The organism is Bacteroidota bacterium (assembly GCA_023957335.1).
In the GTDB taxonomy this organism is placed as follows: Bacteria; Bacteroidota; Bacteroidia; order NS11-12g; family UBA955; genus JALOAG01.
Window position 1 is genome coordinate 52,374 of record JAMLHC010000004.1, and the last position, 22,865, is coordinate 75,238.

Consider the following 22,865-nt stretch of genomic DNA (forward strand, 5'->3'; position numbering starts at 1 on the left):
ACATTTGCTTTTGCCCCAACGCACCGTCCGACATTAGACATGGTTTCACAACAATAACAGGGCATTTAAAAATTAACTTTGACGATTAAAAATTTAGAATAACAGACAACAAATGAGCGAGAATTTAGAATTAGAAAAAACCCTTTGGCAAGCAGCCGACAAACTTCGCAACAATATGGATGCGGCTGAATACAAACACGTTGTTTTGGGTTTGATATTCTTAAAATATATTTCAGATGCTTTTGATGAACTCTATAACCAATTAGAAGCGACCAAACACGAAACAGGAGCCGACCCCGAAGACAAGGACGAATACACAGCCGAGAGAGTTTTTTATGTGCCACCGCAAGCACGTTGGAAATGGCTACAAGGCAGGGCCAAATTGCCGACAATCGGGAAAGACATTGATGAAGCAATGGACAGCATTGAAAGAGATAATGCTGTTCTGAAAGGCGTTTTGCCAAAAGACTATGCCCGACCTGCACTCGACAAACAAAGACTTGGTGAACTCATCGACCTGATTGGGTCAATCACCTTGAGCAAAGGCGGAAACGGAAAAGGCAAAGACGTTTTGGGCTTTGTGTTTGAATATTTCTTAGGACAGTTTGCAGATGCCGAAGGCAAAAAAGGCGGACAGTTTTATACGCCTGCCAGCATTGTAAAACTCTTGGTTGAAATGCTTGCCCCCGAAGCTGAAAAACGAGTGTATGACGGCTGTTGCGGAAGCGGTGGAATGTTTGTGCAAAGTGAAAAATTTATTGAAATGCACGAACACCGAAAAGGTAAAATTTCCATTTTCGGACAGGAAAGCAACCCAACCACTTACAAGTTGGCAAAAATGAATTTGGCTATTCGTGGGATTGATGCCAAAATTGAATTGGGTGATACCTTGATGAATGACAAATTCCCTGAATTGAAAGTGGATTACATCATAGCCAATCCACCTTTCAACATCAGCGACTATAACATCAACAAAGCCGAAACCCACAAATGGAAATTTGGCATACCGCCAACAGGCAATGCCAACTACGCTTGGTTGCAACACTTTGTGAGCAAACTTGCCCCTTTTGGCACAGCAGGAATTGTTTTGGCAAACGGCAGTATGAGTTCTGAAATAGCCACCGAAGGTGAAATCAGAAAAGCAATGATTGAAGCCGACTTGGTGGATTGTATGGTTTCTTTGCCTTCGCAGTTGTTTTACAATACTCAAATACCCGCTTGCTTGTGGTTTTTGGCTCGCAACAAAACCGAAACCACCAAATTCAGAAACCGAACCAATGAAGTGCTTTTTATTGATGCACGGGAATTTGGCACAATGATAAGCCGCAAACAGCGTGAACTAACAGACAACGACATTGTCAACATTGCCGATACTTACCACAAGTGGCGAAGCAAAGAGCAATTTGCCGAATACAAAGACATTGCAGGTTTTTGTAAGTCTGCCAACATTCAGCACATCCGCAAAAACAACTATATCCTGACCCCGGGGCGATATATTGACTTTAAGGAAGTGGAAGAAGATGGACAAGCATTTGACGAGAAAATGCAAATGCTCACTTCTACCCTTTCAGAACAAATGCAGAAAGCGAATGAATTGGACGAAGCGATAAAAGTTAACTTAGAGAAAATTGGATTTTTAATTTGAAAATATGGCTCTAATAAATCAAACACTGAATGGATATACCTTCACCGAATTTATTGGTGCAGGTGGATTTGGTTCAGTATATAAGGCTACAAAAGATGGCAGCCTATATGCGATTAAGGTTTTCCGAGAAGATTACATACTTCAAGAATACAAGCAAAGCGGGCAAAACAACCGTATTCAGCGAGAAATTGATATAATGAAAACCGTTAATCATCCTTACTTGATAAAATATGTGGATGATTTCAAAGGCAGTGATTTAAGTGTGCCATCTTACTTTTTGGTAATGGAATTTGCCGAAGGAGAGACACTACAGAAGCTAATTAAAAGGAATGCCCTTCAAAGCGAAGGACAAATCATTTCCATTTTTAAAAATATACTACAAGGTATCAAAGCATTACACCAAATCAGGGGCAATGATGATGGCAAAGGAATTATTCACAGGGATTTGAAGCCTGAAAATATAATTGTGAATGGAGATAAAGTTAAAATTCTAGATTACGGAATTTCTAAAGTAATTGACTATACAACCCTGACAAGTACAGGTAATTTTTTAGGCTCTCCGCTTTACTCATCACCTGAACAAATAACAGACAGTAAAAATATTGACAAGAGAAGCGATTTATACACCTTAGGAGTAATTCTATATGAAATGTTAACTTCAAAAGTTCCTTATGAATTTAACAATCTTCCCGAGTTAATTGATAAGATAAAGAACGAAAACCCTATACCCCCAAGAAAATACTTTGCTGATATCAAAAACAAATATGAAAACATAATTTTTAAACTTCTTGAGAAGAATCCCTATCAACGTTATTTGAATATAGACGAATTGATTTCTGTCTTTGAATCAGATGAAGCAATTCCAAAGCGTGAATATGATTTGAGTCCGAGATTTGTTTTGCGTTTATGGAATGATGGTTCAGCTTTAGAAGTTTATTTAAAAGACCACAATGAAACGTTGAATGTGGATTTTCCTGCAATCCACCAATTTCAGCAGAAAAAATTATTAGAACGTATTCAAGGACCTGAGTTCTGCACTATTATCGACCCTGAAACTGTTCGTTTCGCTTACGACACATATACGGACACAGTTGGGCTGAAAAAACTTCCATACTGTCCAGAAAATTTTGAAGTGATTACACCTGCCTATTTGAATTCATACCGAAAGCAGCAGGAATACGTAAAACTCGTCATTGATGAAGAAGCCAAATTAGGTGCTGACATTTTTGTTTCACCGTATCATTATACGCATAACACGAATGTGTTACCTACCTACAAGCAAAATCCAGTAGAACAATGGTTTGATTTAGATATTAAATTACTCAAAGAAGCCATTGATTATAAAAATTCAATACCTGAGTATGCTGACAAAAAACTTTATGCAGGTATATGTATAAATAGCGGTAGTCTAACCGACAATCAATACAAAAATGACCTTCTAAACTATTATTCTGCCCACGAATGTGATGGATATATTGTGTATGCTGATGGTATTGATAAGAATACTACACAAGTTACTCTTTATCATTACATTGATGCACTATTGAAACTTCAAAGATTTACAGGGAGACCAGTAATTGCAGGACGTTTGAATAGCTTGGGATTGGGGCTTATTTCATTAGGCTTGGCAGGTTTTTCCGCAGGTGCAGCAAGGTTTGAAAGTTTTAGCGAAGAATTACACAAAGATAGAACTCAAGGATTTAATCTTTACGAAAGGTATTATTTCCCTGAGTTGTTGGGTACTGTTTCCATTGAAAAGAAAAGACCGACCAGATTAAATCAAATTTCAAGTGTTTTGGGTGCTTGTCAGTGTTTATACTGCCTTGGTAAAGCAGCAGAAGATGTAATACAAGCACAGAACAATAAACTGCATTACATTCATTCGGTAACCCAAGAAGTAGAGACAATTAAAAACACTACGGACAAGCGAGAATATTTTTTAGATAGAATTGATGCAGCTATAAGAAATTATCAACGCTTGACAGCCGTTTATAAGCGTGATGACTACAAACACCTTTTAGTTTGGAAAGAAGTTTTTGAAAATATTAGATAGTACTATGTTTAGATACGAAAGTGAAATGATACCAGTATTGATTGACAACCTTTCCAAGGTTTTCAAAACAGAATACATTGCCACTGAATTCAGCACAGGAAATGGTGTTGCCGATTTGGTTTTTACAACTGAAATGAATGATGAAGATTTATTTTTAAATGACTATTCGTTAATGTCTCTTTTTGTCAGCCTGTTTCAACAAAATAAGCATATAACAACAAAGAAATTACAGAAAAGCAACCTAGATAAAAACAAGCTTAAGAAGTTGCTTATCCAACTTGAAGTGAATGATTTTATTGAGTATGATGGTGAAGTGATAAAAAGGAATAGAAAGTATAAGGCTCACACCCGTAATTTGTTGTCGGTTGAAGCTAAACTGAATGATTGGAAATCGGGATTTTATCAAGCCTTGCGGTACAAGTTTTTTTCGCATCAATCCTATTTAGCCTATCCTGAAAAAAATATCCATCGAGTAGATTTAGACTTGCTTAAAGAACACAATATCGGTTTAATCTCAGTTGGAGAAGATAGGATTCGATTTATATCCAAACCAAAAACAGAGAAGCCCAAGGATTTAACATCCTACTTTTTTCTGTCTGAGCTTTTCGCTCAGCAATTTAAAGCAACGCAAGTAATATGATACTTACCAATAACCAAACAGCTGAAATAAAAGGAGCAATCGCATCTTCATTAGAGCGAGTTTACAGTCAGGACTTTTCATTGATTCAAAGAGAAGCACACGAAAGGTCAATCGCTTTCAGGTTTGGACTTTATTTTTCAGAAATCATTTCATTTACTTCTTTTGGAGATGATGAAGAACTGACTATTGATTTTGATTACAACCGCAATGGCGAAGGCGTAAAGGATATGAAAGGCTTTTCTTTAAGTCACGGTGTTTATCCTGATATAATTTTACACCGTAGGAGCTTTAATAATAAGAATGTTGTAGCATTAGAGTTTAAAGGCCATTGGACAGCAAATGGTAGAGATGAAGAAAAACTAATTGGCTTTACACACCCAACACGAAATAACTATCAATACGGATTAGGTTTATTCATTCGCCTTGGACGGACTTTGGACGAATGTGAATTAGTGTATTACAAAGAAGGAAGAATTGAAAATGACTGATTGGAAAACATATAGGTTGGGGGAGTTTACAGACATAAACCCACGAGTTACTTTGAAACAGGGTAATGAATATTCATTTATTGAAATGAAAGATTTGAATGCCACTTTCAAATATGTTTCGCCATCCGCAAAAAGAGAACTCAAAGGCGGTTCAAAATTTCAGAATGGAGATACCCTTTTTGCACGAATTACACCTTGTTTGGAAAATGGGAAAATCTGTCAAGTAAAAAAACTTGAAAATAATGTAGGATTTGGGTCAACTGAATTTTTGGTTTTCAGGGGCAAAGAAAATGTGTCTGATAACGATTTTGTTTACTACTTGTCAAGGTCTGAATTTGTAAAGAATAATGCTGTCCAGATGATGACAGGTACTTCGGGTCGGCAAAGAGTTGAAAAGTCAGCTTTGGAACAATTGGAAATCACCACCCCCGACCTACCCACCCAACGCCAAATCGCCCAAATCCTTACTTCCCTTGACGACAAAATAGAACTCAACCTGCAAATGAACCAAACTTTGGAAGCTATGGCACAAGCCATTTTCAAAGAGTGGTGTACAACGGAAAATGATGAAATACCTGACGGTTGGAATGTAAAAGAATTAGCCGATTTAGCAGATGTTTCTTCAAGCAAACGAATTTTTAGAGAAGAATACACTTTGTCAGGCGTTCCTTTTTATCGTGGCAAAGAAGTCACCCAGCTTTCCAATGGTGAGAGTATTAGCACAGAACTTTTTATATCAAATGAGAGATATGAAGAAATAAAAGAAAAGTTTGGAGTACCACAGGTTGGGGAGATATTAATTACTTCAGTTGGAACAATTGGTTCAATTTGGTTAGTGGATAATGACTCACCTTTTTACTTCAAAGACGGAAACGTTACTTGGATTAAAAACTATAAAACACAAGTTAGCGGTGAGTTTATATATCAATGGTTAAAGACTAAAGATGCTCAAGAACAAATAAAATCTGTTACAATTGGAAGCACTCAACAAGCATTGACAATTTCAGCATTAAAGGGTTTGAAAATTTTGATTCCAGACGAGCAAACAGTAATTGGTGTAGTTGAACAATTAGGAAAAATCAATGCCAAAAGGATTAATAACACAAATCAGATTCATTCATTAGCTCAAACCCGTGAAACGCTTCTACCCAAGTTAATGAGCGGACAATTAGAAGTAGTATGAGAAACAGCATCACCGAAAACGAAATAGAAGAAATTGCCCTTAGCTACCTGCAAGGTTTGGGCTATACCTATCAGTTGGGAACAGTCATTTCCCCTGATGGCGAGCACCCCGAAAGGCAATACAACGAAGTGGTGTTGGTTACTCGTTTGCGTGATGCCATAGACAAACTCAATCCCAACATTTCGCAAGATGCCAAAGAAGATGCCCTGAAAAAAGTATTGCGTACCGAAAGCCCCAATGCCTTAATCAACAACGAAACATTTCACCGCTACCTGACAGATGGCGTAGATGTAGAAATGAGAACCGAAAGCGGCATTCGTGGTGAGAAAATTTATATCGTTGATTTTGAGAACCCTGAGAACAACGAATTTTTAGCCGTCAACCAGTTTACGGTAATTGAAGGCAACCAAAACAAACGCCCCGATATTATCCTGTTTGTGAACGGCCTGCCCTTGGTGGTGATAGAACTCAAAAATGCCGTGGATGAAAACGCCAACCTGAAATCGGCATTCAATCAACTGCAAACCTACAAACAAGCCATTCCTTCGCTGTTCACTTACAATAGTTTAATGGTAATCAGTGATGGTTGGGATGCACGTTGCGGCACCATTACCAGCGATTATGGCAGGTTTATGACTTGGAAAACTAAAGACGGACAGACCACAGCCGACCATTTGCAACCCCAAATGGAAGTGATGTTTCACGGAATGTTGAACAAACAAACGCTGTTGGATTTAATCCGCCAGTTTATCGTATTTGAAAAAAGCGACAGTAAAACACTCAAAAAGGTTGCTGCCTATCATCAATATTATGCTGTAAATAAAGCCGTAGAAAGCACCGTAACCGCCAGCGGAAGCAATGGCGACAGGCGTGGCGGTGTAATTTGGCACACACAAGGAAGCGGCAAAAGTTTGAGTATGGTTTTCTTTTCAGGGAAGCTCATCATTGAGCCGAGAATGGAAAATCCAACCTTGGTAATTCTGACCGATAGAAACGACTTAGACGAGCAACTGCACGAAACTTTTACCAATTGCCAACAACTTTTAAGGCAAGAACCCCAAAAAGCCGAAAGCCGCAGAGAATTACGCCAATTACTCAAAGTGGCATCAGGTGGTATTGTGTTTACCACCATTCAGAAGTTTATGCCAATGCCTTCCGACATTGTGCAGCCCGAAAATGAAAATGTAGTAAACGAGCCAAGTGTAGAATATATCGGTGCAGACATACAGGCACTCAGCGAACGGAAAAATATTGTAGTCATAGCAGATGAAGCCCACAGAAGCCAATACGATTTTATTGATGGCTTTGCCAAACATTTGCGTGATGCTTTGCCCAATGCCACTTTTATAGGTTTCACAGGTACACCCATTGAAACCACCGACAAAAACACCCAAGCCGTATTCGGCAACTATGTGGACATTTACGACATTCAGCAAGCCGTAAATGACAAAGCCACCGTTCCGATTTTCTATGAAAGCCGTTTGGCAAAAGTCCATTTTAACGAAGACGAAAAAGTAAGCCTTGACGAACAGTTTGAAGAACTCACCGAAGGCGAAGAACTGAGCAACCGCCAGCAAATGCGGGCAAAATGGACACGCTTGGAAGCCATTGTTGGCAACCCCAACCGTTTGCAGAAAATAGCCGAAGATTTGGTGTATCACTTCGAGCAACGCAATGCCGTGTTGGACGGCAAAGCAATGATAGTGTGTATGAGCCGCAGAATTTGTGTGGAACTCTATGAAGCCATTATCAAAATCCGTCCGTTGTGGCATTCAGATGATGACGACAAAGGCACGATAAAAGTAATAATGACAGGCAGCAGCAGTGATGCCTTGAATATGCAAGCCCACATTCGCAACAAACCGAGAAGAAAAGCTATTGGCGACCGTTTGAAAAATCCGAACGACCCTTTGAAATTGGTCATTGTTCGGGATATGTGGCTTACAGGATTTGATGCCCCTTGTTTGCATACGCTTTATGTGGACAAGCCAATGCGTGGTCACAACCTAATGCAAGCCATAGCACGGGTAAACCGAGTATTTACCGAAGGCAAAGAAGGCGGTTTGGTGGTGGACTATTTGGGCATTGCACAGGAACTGAAAACAGCCTTAGCTGACTACACTGCAAGCGGTGGCGAAGGCAAACCCACACTTGACCAGGAATTGGCAGTTGCCAAAATGTTGGAACTGCACGAAGCAATAGACTATCAATTAAGGCATTTTGATTGGCGTAAATTCTTCACGCTTACACCCGAAGAAAAATTGAAATTCATTCCCGTTATCGTGGATTACATTTTCAGTCAGGAAAACGGAGAGCAGAGTTTTACCGAAAACACCAAAAACTTATTGAAAGCCTTTGCGATTTCTGTTCCCCACGAGCGGGCAATGGCCATTCGTGATGATGTGGCGTTGTTTCAAGCCATCAAATCAAGGTTGGTAAAAATATCCGACCGAAACGAAGGCGGTAAAACGGATGAAGAAATGGAAACCGCCATCAAGCAAATCATTTCAGACGCCATCACAGCCGACAATGTAATTGACATTTTTGATGCCGCAGGTCTGAAAAAACCCAACATTGAAATCCTTGACGAACGCTTTTTGCAAGAACTGAAAGACTTGCCACAAAAGAATTTAGCCGTTGAGTTGTTGAAAAAACTACTCAAAGACGAAATCAAGAAGCGGACAAAAATCAACTTAGTGGAGAGCAAGAAATTTTCAGAAATGTTGGAAGATGCTATCAAACGCTACCACAACGGAATGATTGACACAGTAGAGTTTTTAGAAAAAGTGCTTATTCCTTTTGCCCAACAAATGAAAGAAGCCGACCAACGTGGCGACAAATTGGGATTGGATTACAGAGAATACGCCTTTTACACCGCTTTGGAAGTAAACAACAGTGCAGTAGCTGTATTGGGTGACGACATTCTAAAACACATTGCCCAAGAACTATTAAAAACCGTCCGCAACAGCACGACCATAGATTGGACAATTAAAGAAAGCGTACAATCGGCATTAAGACGAAACATTAGAAGAATACTAAGACTACACGGTTATCCGCCAGACTTACAAGAAAAAGCGGTTGACACGGTAATCACACAAGCGAAAATGTTAGCAGAAGACTTGGTAAAAAACGGAGACAAAAAAGAAGAATAAGCCCACGCTATTGGTGGCACATTTGCAAAACCGTTCAAGCCAACACACAAGCCAAGTTTTGCAAAAGTGTCTTGTCCTGAAATAAGTTTACACATTTTAACCTTTAAAAAAGTAAACTATGACAGACAAAAAAACAGAAAATCAGTTGTTTAAAAAGCAAAAAAGAACGCTTACTTTTCACGATGACGAATTCAAAAGAAAAGTTATTGCAGAGTATTTGGATGGTAACGCTTCCAAAGAATCAATTCAAAAAAAGTACGGTATTAAAGCAGACAGTGCCATTACCCGTTGGATGCGAAAATTTGGAATGTAGATCCTTTTGCAAAACGCCTTACCTTGGCTTCGTGAAAGAACATCATTTAAAAAAGAAAAGGCAGGGCAAATTGGAGCTTGAAAACAAAGCGCTTCAGAAAAAAATCAGAGACCCTGGAAGCCAAACTAACACAAGAAAAACTGCGTGCAGAAATGTATGCCAGAGTGATAGAAAAGGCTGAAAATGAAATGAATATCCCTATCTTAAAAAGTCAGACACCTAAGTAATCCTTGAGATGAAAATGACCTATTCGCAACATAGCCTAAGCGATTATTGTCGGTTATTTGGTGTTCCAGGCAATCGTTCTATCAGCATTTTAGAAAAAAAGAACATAAAAGTTTCCACAACGAAATGATTCTACAACAAGTCAAAATGATTCGGGAAGAACATCCACGATTGGGTACCAGAAAACTCATGGTTTTGCTGTACCCTTTCCTCCATGAACATCAAATTACATTAGGCAGAGATGCTCTGTTTGACCTTCTGGGGCATCACAAAAATGCTTGTTAAAAAACGAAAAAGACAGGTACAAACAACCTTTTCTAAACACTGGATGCGCAAGTGGCCCAACCTTGTAAAAACTATGAGGCAGACACCATAAACCACCTTTGGGTTAGTGACATCACTTATTGGAAATCCGGCAACCACACCTTTTACATTAGTTTGATAACCGATGTGCGTTCACGTAAAATCATCGGATACAGCCTGGATAATAACCTAAAAGCTCAATCAAGTCTGGAAGCCTTAAATATGGCTATCTCCTACAAACCCCATCAAACCGCCCACATCATCCATCACTCAGACAGAGGCTCTCAATACTGCTCTGCCGAATATGTAGCCAAGCTCCTAGAAAACAACATCAAAATAAGCATGACCGAGTCAGGCGAACCCGACAGACAATGCCTACGCTGAAAGAGTAAATGGAATTTTAAAAGAAGAATACCTTTACCAATACAACCCTAAAAACATGGCTCAAGCTAAAGCTATTTTGGCTCAAACTATTCAACTTTACAACCAAAAAAGACCTCATTTGAGTTTAGAAAATCAAACCCCAAACCATGTTTTTAAAACCCATACACGAAAGTTTAATAGACTTTGGAAATCCTATCAAAAAACTAATTTTGTAAACCCATGACAGGATGTAAATATTATTGTAAACTTGTATCAGGATTTAGCAACACAAACTGTAAACTTTTTTTAGGACGAGACAATATGCAACTTTTCAAAAGAACAGGAAGAGGACTTTATTCAATAACCGAAAAAGCAAAAAATTATGTTGGAAGATAGTAATGCACTTTACGAAGTTTTACAAAAACTTGGGGCTAAAAAACCTTATTTAGAATATGCAGGACTTTCAAAATCGGGAGAAAAATCATACAACAAATTGGTAAGTGTCATTTATTCTCTTGAAAAAATGGGATTTGCCGTAAATGCAAATGATATTATTGATAAACTTGATAAATTCACAACAGAAGCCGAATTTAGCCCAACTTGGTTTGAAAAATAATTAGAAATGAAAAAGAAGTTACAAATAATTCCAACAGATTTGCTTGATACTTATTTTAAGCAAGTACCAAAAACTTTGAAAATAACTTTTGAAGCGTTGGAAGACGCAGAAATTTCAACTGACACATTTAGTTTTTATGTATCGGTTTCGTCAGTATATAGTAGTAAAATTGAAGGCGAAAAAATAGAATTGGACAGTTATATTAAACATAAAAAATTTGGTATTGAATTTATACCCGATTACACCCAAAAAATTGATGATTTATACAATGCTTATACTTTTGCTAAAAGCAATGAACTCAATCAAAAAAACATTGCAGAAGCACATAAGTTATTAAGTAAACATATAGTAGCGACAAATTGGCAAGGAAAATTCCGAAATCAAAATATGTATGTTACTACATCAGACGGAAAAATTGAGTACGTTGCAGCTTCACCTTACGAAGTAGAAAGTGAAATGAAAAAATTTTACAACGATATTTCTGTTTTACTCAAAGAAGATTTAAGTATTGAAGAAGTATTTTATTTTGCTTCATTTATTCATCTGATTTTTGTGAAAATCCATCCTTGGAATGACGGAAACGGAAGAACTGCAAGACTACTTGAAAAATGGTTTTTGGCTCAGAAATTAGGGCATAAAGCGTGGTTTATACAAAGTGAAAAAATGTATTATAATCAGCATAATGCGTATTACAAAAACATCCGTTTGTTAGGATTAGAATATCCTGAATTAGACTACAAACAAGCACTATCATTTTTACTAATGTTGCCTATTTCAATATGAATTTTCAAACCGTACAAAGCGGAAAAATGGTAACTTGCGACAAAGGAGATTGGGATATTATTGATGACATTCACGAGTTCAACGAAACTTGGGTAAAAGAATGTGTTAGAGTTTTAGCAGATGATGGAACAATTTGGATTTCAGGAACTTTGCACAACCACCCATCAATCGGAGTTATTTTGAAAAAATTAAACTTATGGATTATCAATGAAGTAATTTGGTTTAAAAGAAATGCAGCGCCTTTATTATCCAAAAATCGTCTTGCACCATCAACAGAATTAATTTGGATTGCAAGTAAAACAAAAAAATACTTCTTTGATTACGACACTGCAAAAATGATAAATGGCGGAAAACAAATGCGAAATCTTTGGGAAATAAATGCTGAAAGACACAAAACATCGCACCCGACAGAAAAACCCGAAACGCTTTTGGAAAGAATTATTTTGCTTGGAAGTAAACAAGGAGACACCATTCTTGACCCATTCACAGGAAGCGGAACGACAGGAGTTGTAGCAAAAAGATTGAAAAGAAACTTTATCGGTTTTGAAATAAGCCCTGAATATTTTGAAATTGCTCAAAACAGAATTAACGGAACATCTGTAAACGGCAAAGCCGTTTATTCCGAAAAGTTGCTAAAACAAGATGAACAATTAAGATTCTTTTTAGAAGAAAAAGCTGAATATGGTTTAACTTAATCCAACGCTTTTGGTAGCACATTTGCATTTTTCCAATCGCACATAGCCAAACAAAAAATGTAAAAGAACTACCAAGCAACCGCACGGGACAGCCCAAAGACAGTGCAAACTTGACAACAAACCAACTCGACTGAAATGAACCACTACCTGTAACAGCGGTTTGGCAAACGTGGCCGGTGAAGTGCTTCTATTGAGCTTTTGTGCAAGGTTGAACAGTAGAAATTCTATTCAACTTTTGTGCTAAAATCGGCTCCATCGCCAATTTGCAAACCGTTAGCCAGAATTTTAAAACCACACTATTGCTCTCCAATATGTTTTTAAATGCCTTATTAACTATCTATTAGTCTTGACAAATGTGAGTATTTCAATGCAATGTTCCTCTTGCACACAAGAATGACATTTGTCATGCTTCCACATGAGATATATCATTTTTTTGGGTGATATTTATCATGCTTTGGGATTTATACCCCTGACACATTTGCATTATGTTTTAAAAAGCATAGTGTTGGAAACAAGAAACAAATATACTATTCGGGTTCGCATTTGGATTGATGAAGATAATGGACCTTTTTTGGGAATCGGGCGTGTTATTCTTCTTGAAAAGATTAAGGAAACGGGATCAATAACTAATGCAGCCAAAGCAATCAAAATGTCATACAGACAAGCATGGCAATTAGTTAACGATATGAATAAACGTTCAAATCTTCCTTTAGTCGAGAAAATATTAGGGGGAAATAAGGGTAGTAATTCAAGGCTAACCAAAGAAGGAGAAAGAGTGATAAACGAATTTTATAGGGTAGAGAGAGAGATTAAAGATGTTGTCAATTCAAAAACAAATGAACTAAGACTATGATCTTAAACAACTTGTATAATGCACAACATGATTTAGAAGGAGAGATATTCAAGTTTTTTTTTATCTCTCACTATTCAATTTAAAGCATAGTGAAAAAAGTCTAAACTAAAAATTTTCATATGAAAAAGCAAGTACTACTCATAGTGTCAAGTATGATACCAATCATAGCCTATTCTCAAACCTCGGGAAAGTTCAACAGCAGTAAAACTGACAGTCTAATATTTCAACTTGGTGAAGTTTCTGTTTCAGCAAATCATAAAGACGACATAACGGGACGTATTACCAAGAAAGAAATGGAAAATCAAAATCGTATTGAAGTCTCACGTTCATTAAATATGCTGTCTGGGGTTGCGCTCACGGGTTCCGGTCAAAGAAATGAATCTATGGTTTCAATCAGAGGCTTTGATTTACGTGCTGTACCCGTTTATATGGATGGCATTCCTGTTTATGTGCCTTATGATGGTTATGTAGATTTAGCAAGGTTTACAACCTTCGATTTATCTGCTATTGATGTATCTAAAGGATTTTCCTCCATGCTCTATGGACCTAATGCATTGGGAGGTGCAATCAATTTAATATCAATAAAGCCCATAAAAAAATTTGAATACAATGGGTCAATGGGAATAATAAACACTGATGGTTATAGGGGAAATATCAACATAGGTTCTAATCTTGGAAAATTCTACTTACAAGGAGGCTATTCATATTTGCACAGAAACTCATATAGGATGTCAGGGGCTTATAAACCACATGCACATGAAGATGGTGGAGATAGGGATAATTCATATAGAACCGATAAAAAGATAACTTTCAAAGTTGGATGGACTCCTAATAAAAAACAAGAATATGTATTAGGCTATATAAACCAACAGGGCGAAAAAGGCACTCCGGTTTATGCCGGGGATGACCAACAAAATCCACTTTATTCAAAACCTCGATATTGGCAATGGCCTGAATGGAATAAAGAAACTTATTACTTTTTATCAAATACTAAGCTCAACGAAAAGAACTATTTTAAGAGCAGAATTTATTATGATAAGTTTAAAAATACAATAAACAGCTATGATGATTCAACCTATACCACGCAAACAAAACCTTATGCTTTTCAAAGTAGATATAATGATTTATCGTACGGAGGAAGTATAGAGTATGGAACAACCATTATTCCCAAAAACGATATCAAGTTTACAGCACAATTCAAAGAAGACATACACAGAGAGAACAATCTAAATGAGCCGGTTAGGCGCTTTGAAGACAATACAATCTACCTGTCAGTTGAAGATGTTTATACAATTAACAATAAGATTGTGCTTATCCCGGGTGCAAGCTATAATGTGCGTAAGAATATAAAGGCACAAGGTTATAATAGTCAAACAGAAACGATTTTTGATTTTGCTAAAGCAGATATAAGTGCAGCATTCAATGCTCAATTAGGTGTTTTCTATTATTTCAAAGTTAACCATAAAGTCAGTGCTACCGCATCCCAAAAAACTCGTTTTGCTACAATAAAAGATAGGTATTCATACAAAATGGGTACTGCTATACCTAATCCTGATTTAAAGCCGGAAACTTCTAATAATTATGAACTTACTTATACAGGTTCCTTCTCTAAGAAACTTGTATTACAATCCTCCTTTTTCTATAGCCATATCACAGATGCTATACTCAGTGTAAGTAATGTTCAGCCGGGTAAGTCACAAATGCAGAACACCGGCAAAGCAGAATTTATGGGTGTTGAACTATGCGCAAAATATGACATTTCAAAGAATCTTGTACTTAGTACAAATTATACATATATAGAAAGACACAATCTGACAAATCCGTCCATACTGTTCACCGATGTACCTTATACCAAAATTTTTTCCTATATCCATTACATACCAATAAAGCAAATCAGCTTAATGGCAAGTTCAGAATATAATTCAGTACGATATAGTACAAGCTATGGTACAAAAGCACCGGAGTTTATCATTTTCAATTCGGTCGTATCAGGACAGATATATAAATTTCTTAGCATTGAGGCAGGCGTCAATAATATCTTTGACAAAAACTATATGATTTCCGAAGGGTACCCCGAAGAAGGTAGAAACTTTTTTGTTACACTTAGATTCTATAATTTCAATTAAACATATATGAAAAAAATCACATTAACAATCACGGCTATTGCAACAATTCTATTCTTAGGAAGTTGTCATAATTTTAAATCTGAAAACACAGCAAATTCAATTAAATCAACTAACAACGACACACTCAATATTTCAAAAGAACAAAATAACTCAGACGCATGCATGGCTCCAATTCCTGCTGCAGATAGTGCAAAATACATCAGTAATCGAGTGACAGTCATGGGAGAAGTAGAAAATGAGTTAATACTAACCGTAGATTCCCTTAAAAAAATGAATGTTGTTACAATTGAAAATTTTAATGTCGTTTGTCAGAACGGGTCAAACATGAAAGAGAATAAAAACTGCAAAGGGGTTCTCCTTAAAGATATATTAGATAAAGCAAAAATAAAACAACACAATCATAAAGACCGCAATTTTTACATTGTTGCCCGTGCTACAGATAATTATAAAGCCACGTTTTCATGGGCTGAGCTGTTCAACAACCCCACAGGAGAAAATGTCTATGTATTATTTGAAGAAAATGGAATGCCCATAAAGGTACAAGGTGACATGATTTTGATTTGTAAAAATGATATTAAAACAGGACCGCGACATGTGTATTGGCTAAAGAGTATTGAAGTTAGAAGAGTTGATTGATGCAGAGAATAGGTATCTTCAATTAAACAAAGTTTGAAAACAATATATCAACTCAAGTACGAACAAGTTTGTACTGCAATAATTTTGTTACTTATTTATGCTATTCTTAGGGCGGTATTTCAACATAAAAGATAGGGCAGTCCTCAGCTATATTTACCCATTTATATTAGAATGAAAGCTTTCATATAGCCAGCAAGTTGATTGGGAAGGCACTTCACTTTGTACAACATGAGGTTTTTCCATTAAGCGATGGTGGGAAACCCTATAATGACCTGAATGAGTATTACAGCAAGATTCTTAAAAAGAAAAATAAGCGACTGACAAAACACAGTGCAACAATTCAACTTGTAAGTTCATTATCTTGTGCTATTTTTCCAATTTATTCATTACACCCTTGCACACAATAATGATGTTACCCATTTATATTACATTAGAATACTATTTTTGCCCCGCCTCATTTATGCTCATTCAGTTGATTACATGGTTTTTTATTGCAATTGCTATTGTGCATATTGCAGTACAGATAGTGGGTTATTATGCACTTATTAAGACACCTGCAATTAAACAAGACAAGCAAACAGAAGACGATTTACCCTTTATTAGCCTATTGCTGGCAGTACGTAATGAAGAAAAAAATCTTGCCCGTTGTTTGTTAACTCTCACACAACTTGATTATCCCAAAGAGAAACTGGAAATATTAATTGGAAATGATTGTTCTGAGGACAAGACAGGAGAAATCGCAAACTCTTTTGCAGCCGAATTTTCACACATCCATGTATTCCATCTTGACGGAAGTGAATATGCACAGACAAAAGGAAAAGCAAGGGTATTGGCATTTCTGGCAAACCGGGCAAAGGGTAAATATTTCTTCATTACAGATGCAGATATCGAGATGAATCCTGCGTGGATGAAAGGGTTACTGACTGCATTCGATGACAAGACTGCCATTGTATCAGGGATGACCATAAGCGCAAACGGGGGCTTTTTCCCCAACCTGCTTGCACTTGACTGGATGTATTTTATGAGTCTGAACAACAGTTTTTCCAACATAGGCACCAATGTTACTGCCGTTGGCAATAATATGGCGATTACCTCAGAAGCATACAAACGCTCCGGTGGTTATGAAAACCTGCCATTTTCAATAACAGAAGACTATAAACTCTTTAAGATAATTCACGGTATAGGATACAAAATAAGGAACCCTATTAACCCACAAACCTTGTTGGTGTGCGACCCTATTCCCACTTTTTATGATTGGCTGCATCAGCGCAAACGCTGGATGAGAGGAGGTATGGAATTGCCTTTGTTATGGAAATCCCTGATGTTAGTGCTGGCGGTTTACTATATGGCTATGATTTGGATATTGATTTTTGCGCCCAAGATTTGGGTCGCTATTTGGTTTGCCAAATTCATTTTGCAAAGTCTGCAACTCATTTCAACGTGCAATTTGATAGGAAAAAAACCTCCATCATTTATGCGTCTATTCTTGTATGATTTGTATCTTTATTTTGCGATTCCTATTATGGCAGTATTCTATGTACTCCCCACTCAAATAGATTGGAAAGGCAGGAAATATTAATGGATATATATTGTAAGTCCAAACTTAAACTGCCCATACTTTTTGATAAACAGTGAGTTAAAACTCAGATTATATCACAGCTTGTTTTACTATTTATAGGATGCCCCAATTCCACTCCCCGGATACCAATGTTCAAGAGGTTCTTCCTTGAAGAATAAAAACTTTCTGCCGGTTTCCTGTGAAAATAAAGCCAATTTATTGGAACATTCAGCATTGTCGCTTAACAATAGGGTTTGATCATTGATAAGAGGAGCAATGGTCTTATATTCCTCGTATTCGTACTCCGCAGAGTGGTTACTGTCATTGATAAATAAATCAATAGATTGTTCAAAATTTTTCAGACTTTGAATGGAATCTCCATAGAGAATTTCACCCACTTCTTTGTATTTGCCGCTTAACAAATAACCTGCCTGAGGATTGATATCGGTTCCATAATACCTGCCGGAAAATCCTTCTTCTTTATTCTTGAGTAATGCAGAACAAAGCAAAACAGAGCCTAAACCCTTGTCAATGCCTGTTTCAATAACAACTTTCGGTTTCAAAATTCGAACAAAAGCATACCATCCTAATCTTCTGCCAAAACGAACTTCTTTATCTGCAAACCTTGCCAAAGGTGATTGAGCAGTTTCTATTTGAATGTGCTTGACAAGCTCTGTATTATTATTAACTTCACTAAAATAACCTACAATTTCTGAGTGTGATTTTCCTGTAATTCCGGCAATAAAATGAGCCATATACATGAGGTTGTCGGATGTCAGATTATAAGTATAATTTGTATCTTCTTTGGATGTAAACCCCCATTTAATAACCTGTTTGAATTGTTTGCACGGAAATTTCATGGCATACGCAACTCTTCTGATAAAATTCAAGAATGGCACTCTTTTTAAAAATCCCAGGATTTTTTTCTTCATGTCTTTCGCTCCTTAATAAACAAGCAACAAACTTATCTCAAATAACAAATACACCAAAAGTATTTCTGTATTTTTCAATGATATCAGCACCGAACACAATCAATCGGCACATGAAACAAATGTGAGGATTTGAGTGAGGTTTTTTTAAAATGAGCAGAAAATAAGATTTGTCTTAGTACCTGCTATAAAACACATTGGTAGAATACCAATTACCTCCTACTTGAATTCCTTCCCAATCATTTTTAGCCGGATTGCTTGTACTACCGTCACTATTGGTGTCTCCGCCACGGGTATCGTCTTTATATGAAGTAAAAGAAGAAGAAGGGTCTGCCGCAAACTGATTATTATTTTCAGCAATTATGCTACTGTTGTTGGTGAATTTGAAATTAATATTATGTCCAACTACCATCACTTCATTGCCTGTTATCTGAAGTACCCCGTCCATTACATAAGGTGCGTCTTTTGCACTAAATCCAACTACTTTACCATTCAAACCGTTGGGCATAAGATTTAGAAAGATGCCATTATATTTATTTGTCTGGCTTATATTATCCGGATTGTGAAACAAATTACTTGGGTCTAAAGTGTATTCAGCAGCAATATATATGGGGATAGTGTTATCATAAAAAACATTGGACAACAAGACACTGACATCAGCATTTTTCATATTACTGCCATTAAATGCAGCATCCGTTTTTGCAGACGAGTTTTTGAAAGCATTATGAGCAAACGTACAATGGTCAAAGGTAAAATCGTTCGCATTGCCTAAACCGGAATATACATTCACCACTCCGTTTCCATTACCTCCGCCATACAAGAATTTGCAAAATTTAAATGAAGAGCCATGCTGTTCTGCGCGCATTGTGATACCGCCCCAATCGCCTTTCTCCGGTTTGGAAGCATTGTAATCCCCGTTATTATCTCCACAATACTCATCATCTTTGAACGAGGTGAAAATAATCGGTTTACTTTCTAATCCCTCTGCAGTAACTTTTGCTAATATTTCCATCCCGCACTTTGAGTTCTGAAATTTGATGATAGCTCCTTCTTCTATTGTCAAAGGCGCATTCACATCAATCCAACTCCTTATCACATATACTTTGCCGCTTTTCCATGTGGTAGGTTCATTGATATCCCTGAAAATCTCAGTTGTATCACAAGAAGGTTTTGTGCCGGTGTTGTTGTGTTTGTTGTTATCATCTTTTTTGTCCTTTTTGCAAGCAGAAATTATGCTTGTTAATGCAAACAAAACACAAATTACTGTAGTGAACGTGATTTTTCTTTTCATACTTTTGATTTATTACTATGGTGCAATAATTTTCGGCTGCAAATCTATGTGAAAACTGTTTTGCGAATAAACAAATTATTATTTTTATTTATATTTTGGCAAAAGAAGAAAAATCTTGTTTTTGATTAGCACTTACACCTGTCCAATATAAATTTCAATAAAAAGGGCATGACATGTTTTCCCAAAAGGTTTATTTTGAGGATTTCAACAAAACAACACCATGCTTATTGCAAAGGCAAAAGCATTTTCCAATACGTTAAGCTTAATAAACAGAGATAACGTCAGTCTGTCTAATAACTCAATTTTCTCATTAATCCTTTCGCAATACTATGCAAATAAATCCAATTTCAGGAACTTAAAATTAGATTTATTTTAGAATATGAATCCCACTTTCTGAAAAAGAAAGTTTCGTAAAACGCCTTAAAATAGCTTTTCACAACCCAAAAATAAAGGACAAGTTCTTTGAGGAACTTTTTTTGGAGTGCTTGGTGACAACACCAACCACGGCTGGAAATAAGTAAAGAATTGTTGCCTAGATATTCCCATTTTACTTTTTCTACCTTACCATTTTGAGAAATCAACAAATCATTGTTTGTCCGAAAAATATAAACATTTTTATTATTGCTAATATCATCTATAACAACCCAGTGTTGATCGGTTAGTAGAGTGAGATTATCCAGTTTTTGAGAATATCTTTGGAGTTTGGGAATTAAGTCTGAAATAAAAGTCTTCATTTAATATCTCTATTTTGCTTGAACACAATCTGCAAATATAAATAACAACCTATTTATCCAAAGTTTAATTTTTAAATTAGATTTGTTACCTATGAATTGTGTCTATCTATATATCTATTACCTAAAGTTTTCTTTTCCCTTTTTTTATGTATTATCACTTTGAGTACTCTTAGAGTTTTTTCATATATAAAGATTCATATCTGTCCAATATAACTTTCAATAAAAATGGCATGTTATAGTTTTCCCCAAGAGGTTATTTTAGGGCTCTAACAAAACACACCATCTTAATAAACAGAGATAGCTATATAATATGGGTACAAGCATGGATATTCATATTGCTAAAAATTAAACTATTCATAATCAGCTATGTGACAATAGATAAAACTAAAAATCAATTTAAACGATTCTCACCGAGTTTGCCATAATGATGCACACCATTAATTTCATACCTTTGTGTCATGAAAGAAAAGAAAACTTTGGTGTTGGGAGCCAGCACAAAAGAAGACCGCTACTCTAACAAGGCTGTTCGCTTGTTGCAACAACACAATGTACCTATTGTAGCTGTCGGCAATCAAGAAGGAGAAATTAATGGTGTGCAAATCCAACGCAATTTCCCCGAACATGAGTCTATACACACTGTAACACTTTATCTGTCACCCAAAAACCAGGAACCTTATTACGATAAAATTCTTAATTTAAAGCCGGAGCGAATTATTTTTAATCCGGGTACTGAAAATCCTGAATTTGAAAAGAAATTGGCATCAAACGGAATCCAAACCGATGAAGCCTGCACATTGGTTCTGCTCCACACAAATGCTTTTTGACCATGAACATTATTTTGCAATATGATTTCAACTGAAAATCAAGCATATTTTTCTGACTTTTGCACCCATCATTCTAAGCATTGAATACTAAAACATTTTCCACTGCAATAAGGCAAGAGACCGCAATACTGGTAGGGGTTTCATACAAAATCCCTAGCAGATTGGGAGACAAAATACAATATAGCGACAACTATTTGGACGAACTTGAATCATTGGTAATCACTGCCGGAGCCAAAACAATAGGCAGAATTCAACAAAGACTCGAGTATCCCGACCCAAGAACTTTTTTAGGCAAAGGTAAACTGGAAGAACTCAGAACTCTTAAAGAAATCCATGAACCGGATATGATTGTTTTTGATGAAGAATTAACACCTTCGCAGATTCGCAACTTGGGTGATGAGCTGCAAGATGTCAAAATCATCGACCGCAGTGCACTCATCCTTGATATTTTTGCGCGAAATGCCAAAACCTCTCAATCCAAACTGCAAGTTGAGTTGGCTCAGTGCAAGTACCTTCTTCCGCGATTGACAAGGATGTGGACTCACTTGCAGAAACAGAAAGGCGGTGTGGGGATGAGAGGTCCCGGAGAAAAAGAGATTGAAACTGACCGAAGGGTAATCAGGGACAATATCACCAGACTCACTGCTAAACTTAAGGAAATTGAAAAGCAAGGAATCACACAAAGGAAAAACCGGATTAATCTCAAGAGGTTTGCGCTGGTGGGTTATACCAATGCAGGCAAATCTACTGTTATGAACCTATTGTCAGGTGAAAAACTCTTGGCAGAGGACAAACTCTTTGCCACATTAGATGCAACTGTTCGCAAAGTATATCTGCCTAATCCCGATGAAACCCAACCGGGTACAACTTTTTTGTTATCTGACACAGTTGGATTTATTCGCAAACTCCCTACCCTGCTTATAGAAAGCTTCAAATCTACACTGGCAGAAGCAATGGAAGCAGATGTGCTGATTCATGTCGCAGATTTTTCAAGCCCTCAATTGACAGAGCATATTCAGATTGTAAAAAACACTTTGCATGAAATTGGGATGGGAAATAAGCCCGTAATCTTGGTGTTTAACAAAGTCGATAAATTTCTGCAAGAGTATGAAACTCATCGAGATAAGAATTTTGATCCACCGATGGATTTGGAAATGCTTAAGAAAACTTGGATTGCCAAGGAGAATACACCTATAGTATTGATTTCTGCTACCGAAAAAGAGAATATTGAAGAGCTGAAAAACTTGATTTACTCCTTTCTGTAAGCCAAGTTTTACAATACAAAAACTCTGACTGTATGGTTTATCATACATTGAAAATAATTGTAACTTATTGTTTTTGAGGGAGTAATATATTTTTAGATTATCGCTTAATTACTATAAACATAACAATCATCACAACTACACTGTATGGGTGGAAACTATTGACGCATATCCATACTACTTTCGCTAGCTG

General features: G+C 36.8%; 23 protein-coding genes. 20 read left to right on the plus strand and 3 right to left on the minus strand.

Annotated features, from left to right (window positions below; translation table 11 throughout):
* Positions 1-112: 112 nt before the first annotated feature.
* From M9892_08445 to M9892_08530, 18 genes are all read left to right on the plus strand, one after another.
* Positions 113-1,645: a type I restriction-modification system subunit M gene (locus M9892_08445; GenBank protein MCO5254376.1), complete on the plus strand. Its 1,533-nt coding sequence runs from the start codon at positions 113-115 to the stop codon at positions 1,643-1,645.
* 4 nt (positions 1,646-1,649) lie between these two features.
* Complete coding sequence (locus tag M9892_08450) at positions 1,650-3,698, plus strand: serine/threonine protein kinase (protein MCO5254377.1); 2,049 nt, start codon at positions 1,650-1,652, stop codon at positions 3,696-3,698.
* A 4-nt stretch (positions 3,699-3,702) separates the two neighbouring features.
* Positions 3,703-4,338 carry a hypothetical protein gene (locus M9892_08455; protein ID MCO5254378.1) on the plus strand — a complete coding sequence of 212 codons (636 nt, stop codon included), beginning with the start codon at positions 3,703-3,705 and terminating at the stop codon, positions 4,336-4,338.
* A complete protein-coding gene (locus tag M9892_08460; GenBank protein ID MCO5254379.1) occupies positions 4,335-4,826 on the plus strand; it encodes a hypothetical protein in 492 nt (163 codons plus the stop codon). Before M9892_08455 ends, M9892_08460 begins: the two co-directional genes overlap by 4 nt.
* Positions 4,819-6,009 (plus strand): restriction endonuclease subunit S, encoded by a 1,191-nt coding sequence (locus tag M9892_08465; GenBank protein ID MCO5254380.1) that lies wholly within the window; start codon positions 4,819-4,821, stop codon positions 6,007-6,009. The genes M9892_08460 and M9892_08465 overlap by 8 nt, the downstream gene beginning before the upstream one ends.
* Entirely contained in the window at positions 6,006-9,161 is a 3,156-nt protein-coding gene (locus M9892_08470; protein ID MCO5254381.1) for a type I restriction endonuclease subunit R, read from the plus strand. The genes M9892_08465 and M9892_08470 overlap by 4 nt, the downstream gene beginning before the upstream one ends.
* A 118-nt stretch (positions 9,162-9,279) precedes the next feature.
* Positions 9,280-9,474 carry a transposase gene (locus tag M9892_08475; protein ID MCO5254382.1) on the plus strand — a complete coding sequence of 65 codons (195 nt, stop codon included), beginning with the start codon at positions 9,280-9,282 and terminating at the stop codon, positions 9,472-9,474.
* A 77-nt stretch (positions 9,475-9,551) separates the two neighbouring features.
* Complete coding sequence (locus M9892_08480; GenBank protein ID MCO5254383.1) at positions 9,552-9,701, plus strand: hypothetical protein; 150 nt, start codon at positions 9,552-9,554, stop codon at positions 9,699-9,701.
* 124 nt (positions 9,702-9,825) lie between these two features.
* Positions 9,826-9,984: a hypothetical protein gene (locus M9892_08485; protein MCO5254384.1), complete on the plus strand. Its 159-nt coding sequence runs from the start codon at positions 9,826-9,828 to the stop codon at positions 9,982-9,984.
* Positions 9,985-10,035: 51 nt separating this feature from the next.
* A complete protein-coding gene (locus M9892_08490) occupies positions 10,036-10,386 on the plus strand; it encodes a DDE-type integrase/transposase/recombinase (protein MCO5254385.1) in 351 nt (116 codons plus the stop codon).
* A gap of 13 nt (positions 10,387-10,399) precedes the next feature.
* The gene (locus tag M9892_08495) at positions 10,400-10,609 is read left to right on the plus strand and encodes an integrase core domain-containing protein (GenBank protein ID MCO5254386.1); all 210 of its coding nucleotides are present in this window, start codon (positions 10,400-10,402) and stop codon (positions 10,607-10,609) included.
* Between the two features lie 138 nt (positions 10,610-10,747).
* Positions 10,748-10,981, plus strand: a complete 234-nt coding sequence (locus M9892_08500) for a hypothetical protein (protein MCO5254387.1) — start codon at positions 10,748-10,750, stop codon at positions 10,979-10,981.
* A 6-nt stretch (positions 10,982-10,987) separates the two neighbouring features.
* Positions 10,988-11,764 carry a Fic family protein gene (locus M9892_08505; GenBank protein ID MCO5254388.1) on the plus strand — a complete coding sequence of 259 codons (777 nt, stop codon included), beginning with the start codon at positions 10,988-10,990 and terminating at the stop codon, positions 11,762-11,764.
* Positions 11,761-12,459 (plus strand): site-specific DNA-methyltransferase, encoded by a 699-nt coding sequence (locus M9892_08510; protein ID MCO5254389.1) that lies wholly within the window; start codon positions 11,761-11,763, stop codon positions 12,457-12,459. Before M9892_08505 ends, M9892_08510 begins: the two co-directional genes overlap by 4 nt.
* A gap of 415 nt (positions 12,460-12,874) precedes the next feature.
* Positions 12,875-13,312 carry a LysR family transcriptional regulator gene (locus M9892_08515; protein MCO5254390.1) on the plus strand — a complete coding sequence of 146 codons (438 nt, stop codon included), beginning with the start codon at positions 12,875-12,877 and terminating at the stop codon, positions 13,310-13,312.
* Positions 13,313-13,431: 119 nt separating this feature from the next.
* Positions 13,432-15,438: a TonB-dependent receptor gene (locus M9892_08520; GenBank protein MCO5254391.1), complete on the plus strand. Its 2,007-nt coding sequence runs from the start codon at positions 13,432-13,434 to the stop codon at positions 15,436-15,438.
* Between the two features lie 6 nt (positions 15,439-15,444).
* Entirely contained in the window at positions 15,445-16,074 is a 630-nt protein-coding gene (locus M9892_08525) for a molybdopterin-dependent oxidoreductase (protein ID MCO5254392.1), read from the plus strand.
* 460 nt (positions 16,075-16,534) lie between these two features.
* Positions 16,535-17,653, plus strand: coding sequence for a glycosyltransferase (locus M9892_08530; protein MCO5254393.1), 1,119 nt, complete (start codon positions 16,535-16,537; stop codon positions 17,651-17,653).
* A gap of 89 nt (positions 17,654-17,742) precedes the next feature.
* On the opposite strand, the gene M9892_08535 is transcribed toward M9892_08530, so the two are convergent.
* The 3 genes from M9892_08535 to M9892_08545 form a co-directional block, all read right to left on the minus strand.
* Positions 17,743-18,564, minus strand: a complete 822-nt coding sequence (locus M9892_08535) for a class I SAM-dependent methyltransferase (GenBank protein MCO5254394.1) — start codon at positions 18,562-18,564, stop codon at positions 17,743-17,745.
* A 172-nt stretch (positions 18,565-18,736) separates the two neighbouring features.
* Positions 18,737-19,852 carry a hypothetical protein gene (locus M9892_08540; GenBank protein MCO5254395.1) on the minus strand — a complete coding sequence of 372 codons (1,116 nt, stop codon included), beginning with the start codon at positions 19,850-19,852 and terminating at the stop codon, positions 18,737-18,739.
* A gap of 347 nt (positions 19,853-20,199) precedes the next feature.
* Positions 20,200-20,586 (minus strand): hypothetical protein, encoded by a 387-nt coding sequence (locus M9892_08545; protein MCO5254396.1) that lies wholly within the window; start codon positions 20,584-20,586, stop codon positions 20,200-20,202.
* 458 nt (positions 20,587-21,044) lie between these two features.
* Here M9892_08545 and M9892_08550 point away from each other — a divergent pair, with 458 nt between their 5' ends.
* Together M9892_08550 and hflX are read left to right on the plus strand one after the other, a co-directional pair.
* The gene (locus M9892_08550) at positions 21,045-21,410 is read left to right on the plus strand and encodes a CoA-binding protein (protein ID MCO5254397.1); all 366 of its coding nucleotides are present in this window, start codon (positions 21,045-21,047) and stop codon (positions 21,408-21,410) included.
* 80 nt (positions 21,411-21,490) lie between these two features.
* Positions 21,491-22,675: a GTPase HflX gene (gene hflX, locus M9892_08555; protein MCO5254398.1), complete on the plus strand. Its 1,185-nt coding sequence runs from the start codon at positions 21,491-21,493 to the stop codon at positions 22,673-22,675.
* Positions 22,676-22,865 lie beyond the last annotated feature (190 nt).

Bases quoted from the DNA above. Each gene is read 5' to 3' on its own strand.
- M9892_08485 (MCO5254384.1), top strand. From the start codon at position 9,826: ATGATTCTACAACAAGTCAAAATGATTCGGGAAGAACATCCACGATTG.
- M9892_08465 (MCO5254380.1), top strand. From the start codon at position 4,819: ATGACTGATTGGAAAACATATAGGTTGGGGGAGTTTACAGACATAAAC.
- M9892_08540 (MCO5254395.1), bottom strand. From the start codon at position 19,852: ATGAAAAGAAAAATCACGTTCACTACAGTAATTTGTGTTTTGTTTGCA.
- M9892_08460 (MCO5254379.1), top strand. From the start codon at position 4,335: ATGATACTTACCAATAACCAAACAGCTGAAATAAAAGGAGCAATCGCA.
- M9892_08550 (MCO5254397.1), top strand. From the start codon at position 21,045: ATGAAAGAAAAGAAAACTTTGGTGTTGGGAGCCAGCACAAAAGAAGAC.
- M9892_08530 (MCO5254393.1), top strand. From the start codon at position 16,535: ATGCTCATTCAGTTGATTACATGGTTTTTTATTGCAATTGCTATTGTG.
- M9892_08445 (MCO5254376.1), top strand. From the start codon at position 113: ATGAGCGAGAATTTAGAATTAGAAAAAACCCTTTGGCAAGCAGCCGAC.
- M9892_08505 (MCO5254388.1), top strand. From the start codon at position 10,988: ATGAAAAAGAAGTTACAAATAATTCCAACAGATTTGCTTGATACTTAT.
- M9892_08470 (MCO5254381.1), top strand. From the start codon at position 6,006: ATGAGAAACAGCATCACCGAAAACGAAATAGAAGAAATTGCCCTTAGC.
- M9892_08500 (MCO5254387.1), top strand. From the start codon at position 10,748: ATGTTGGAAGATAGTAATGCACTTTACGAAGTTTTACAAAAACTTGGG.
- M9892_08525 (MCO5254392.1), top strand. From the start codon at position 15,445: ATGAAAAAAATCACATTAACAATCACGGCTATTGCAACAATTCTATTC.
- M9892_08515 (MCO5254390.1), top strand. From the start codon at position 12,875: ATGAGATATATCATTTTTTTGGGTGATATTTATCATGCTTTGGGATTT.
- M9892_08450 (MCO5254377.1), top strand. From the start codon at position 1,650: ATGGCTCTAATAAATCAAACACTGAATGGATATACCTTCACCGAATTT.
- M9892_08545 (MCO5254396.1), bottom strand. From the start codon at position 20,586: ATGAAGACTTTTATTTCAGACTTAATTCCCAAACTCCAAAGATATTCT.
- M9892_08455 (MCO5254378.1), top strand. From the start codon at position 3,703: ATGTTTAGATACGAAAGTGAAATGATACCAGTATTGATTGACAACCTT.
- M9892_08520 (MCO5254391.1), top strand. From the start codon at position 13,432: ATGAAAAAGCAAGTACTACTCATAGTGTCAAGTATGATACCAATCATA.
- M9892_08475 (MCO5254382.1), top strand. From the start codon at position 9,280: ATGACAGACAAAAAAACAGAAAATCAGTTGTTTAAAAAGCAAAAAAGA.
- M9892_08510 (MCO5254389.1), top strand. From the start codon at position 11,761: ATGAATTTTCAAACCGTACAAAGCGGAAAAATGGTAACTTGCGACAAA.
- M9892_08535 (MCO5254394.1), bottom strand. From the start codon at position 18,564: ATGAAGAAAAAAATCCTGGGATTTTTAAAAAGAGTGCCATTCTTGAAT.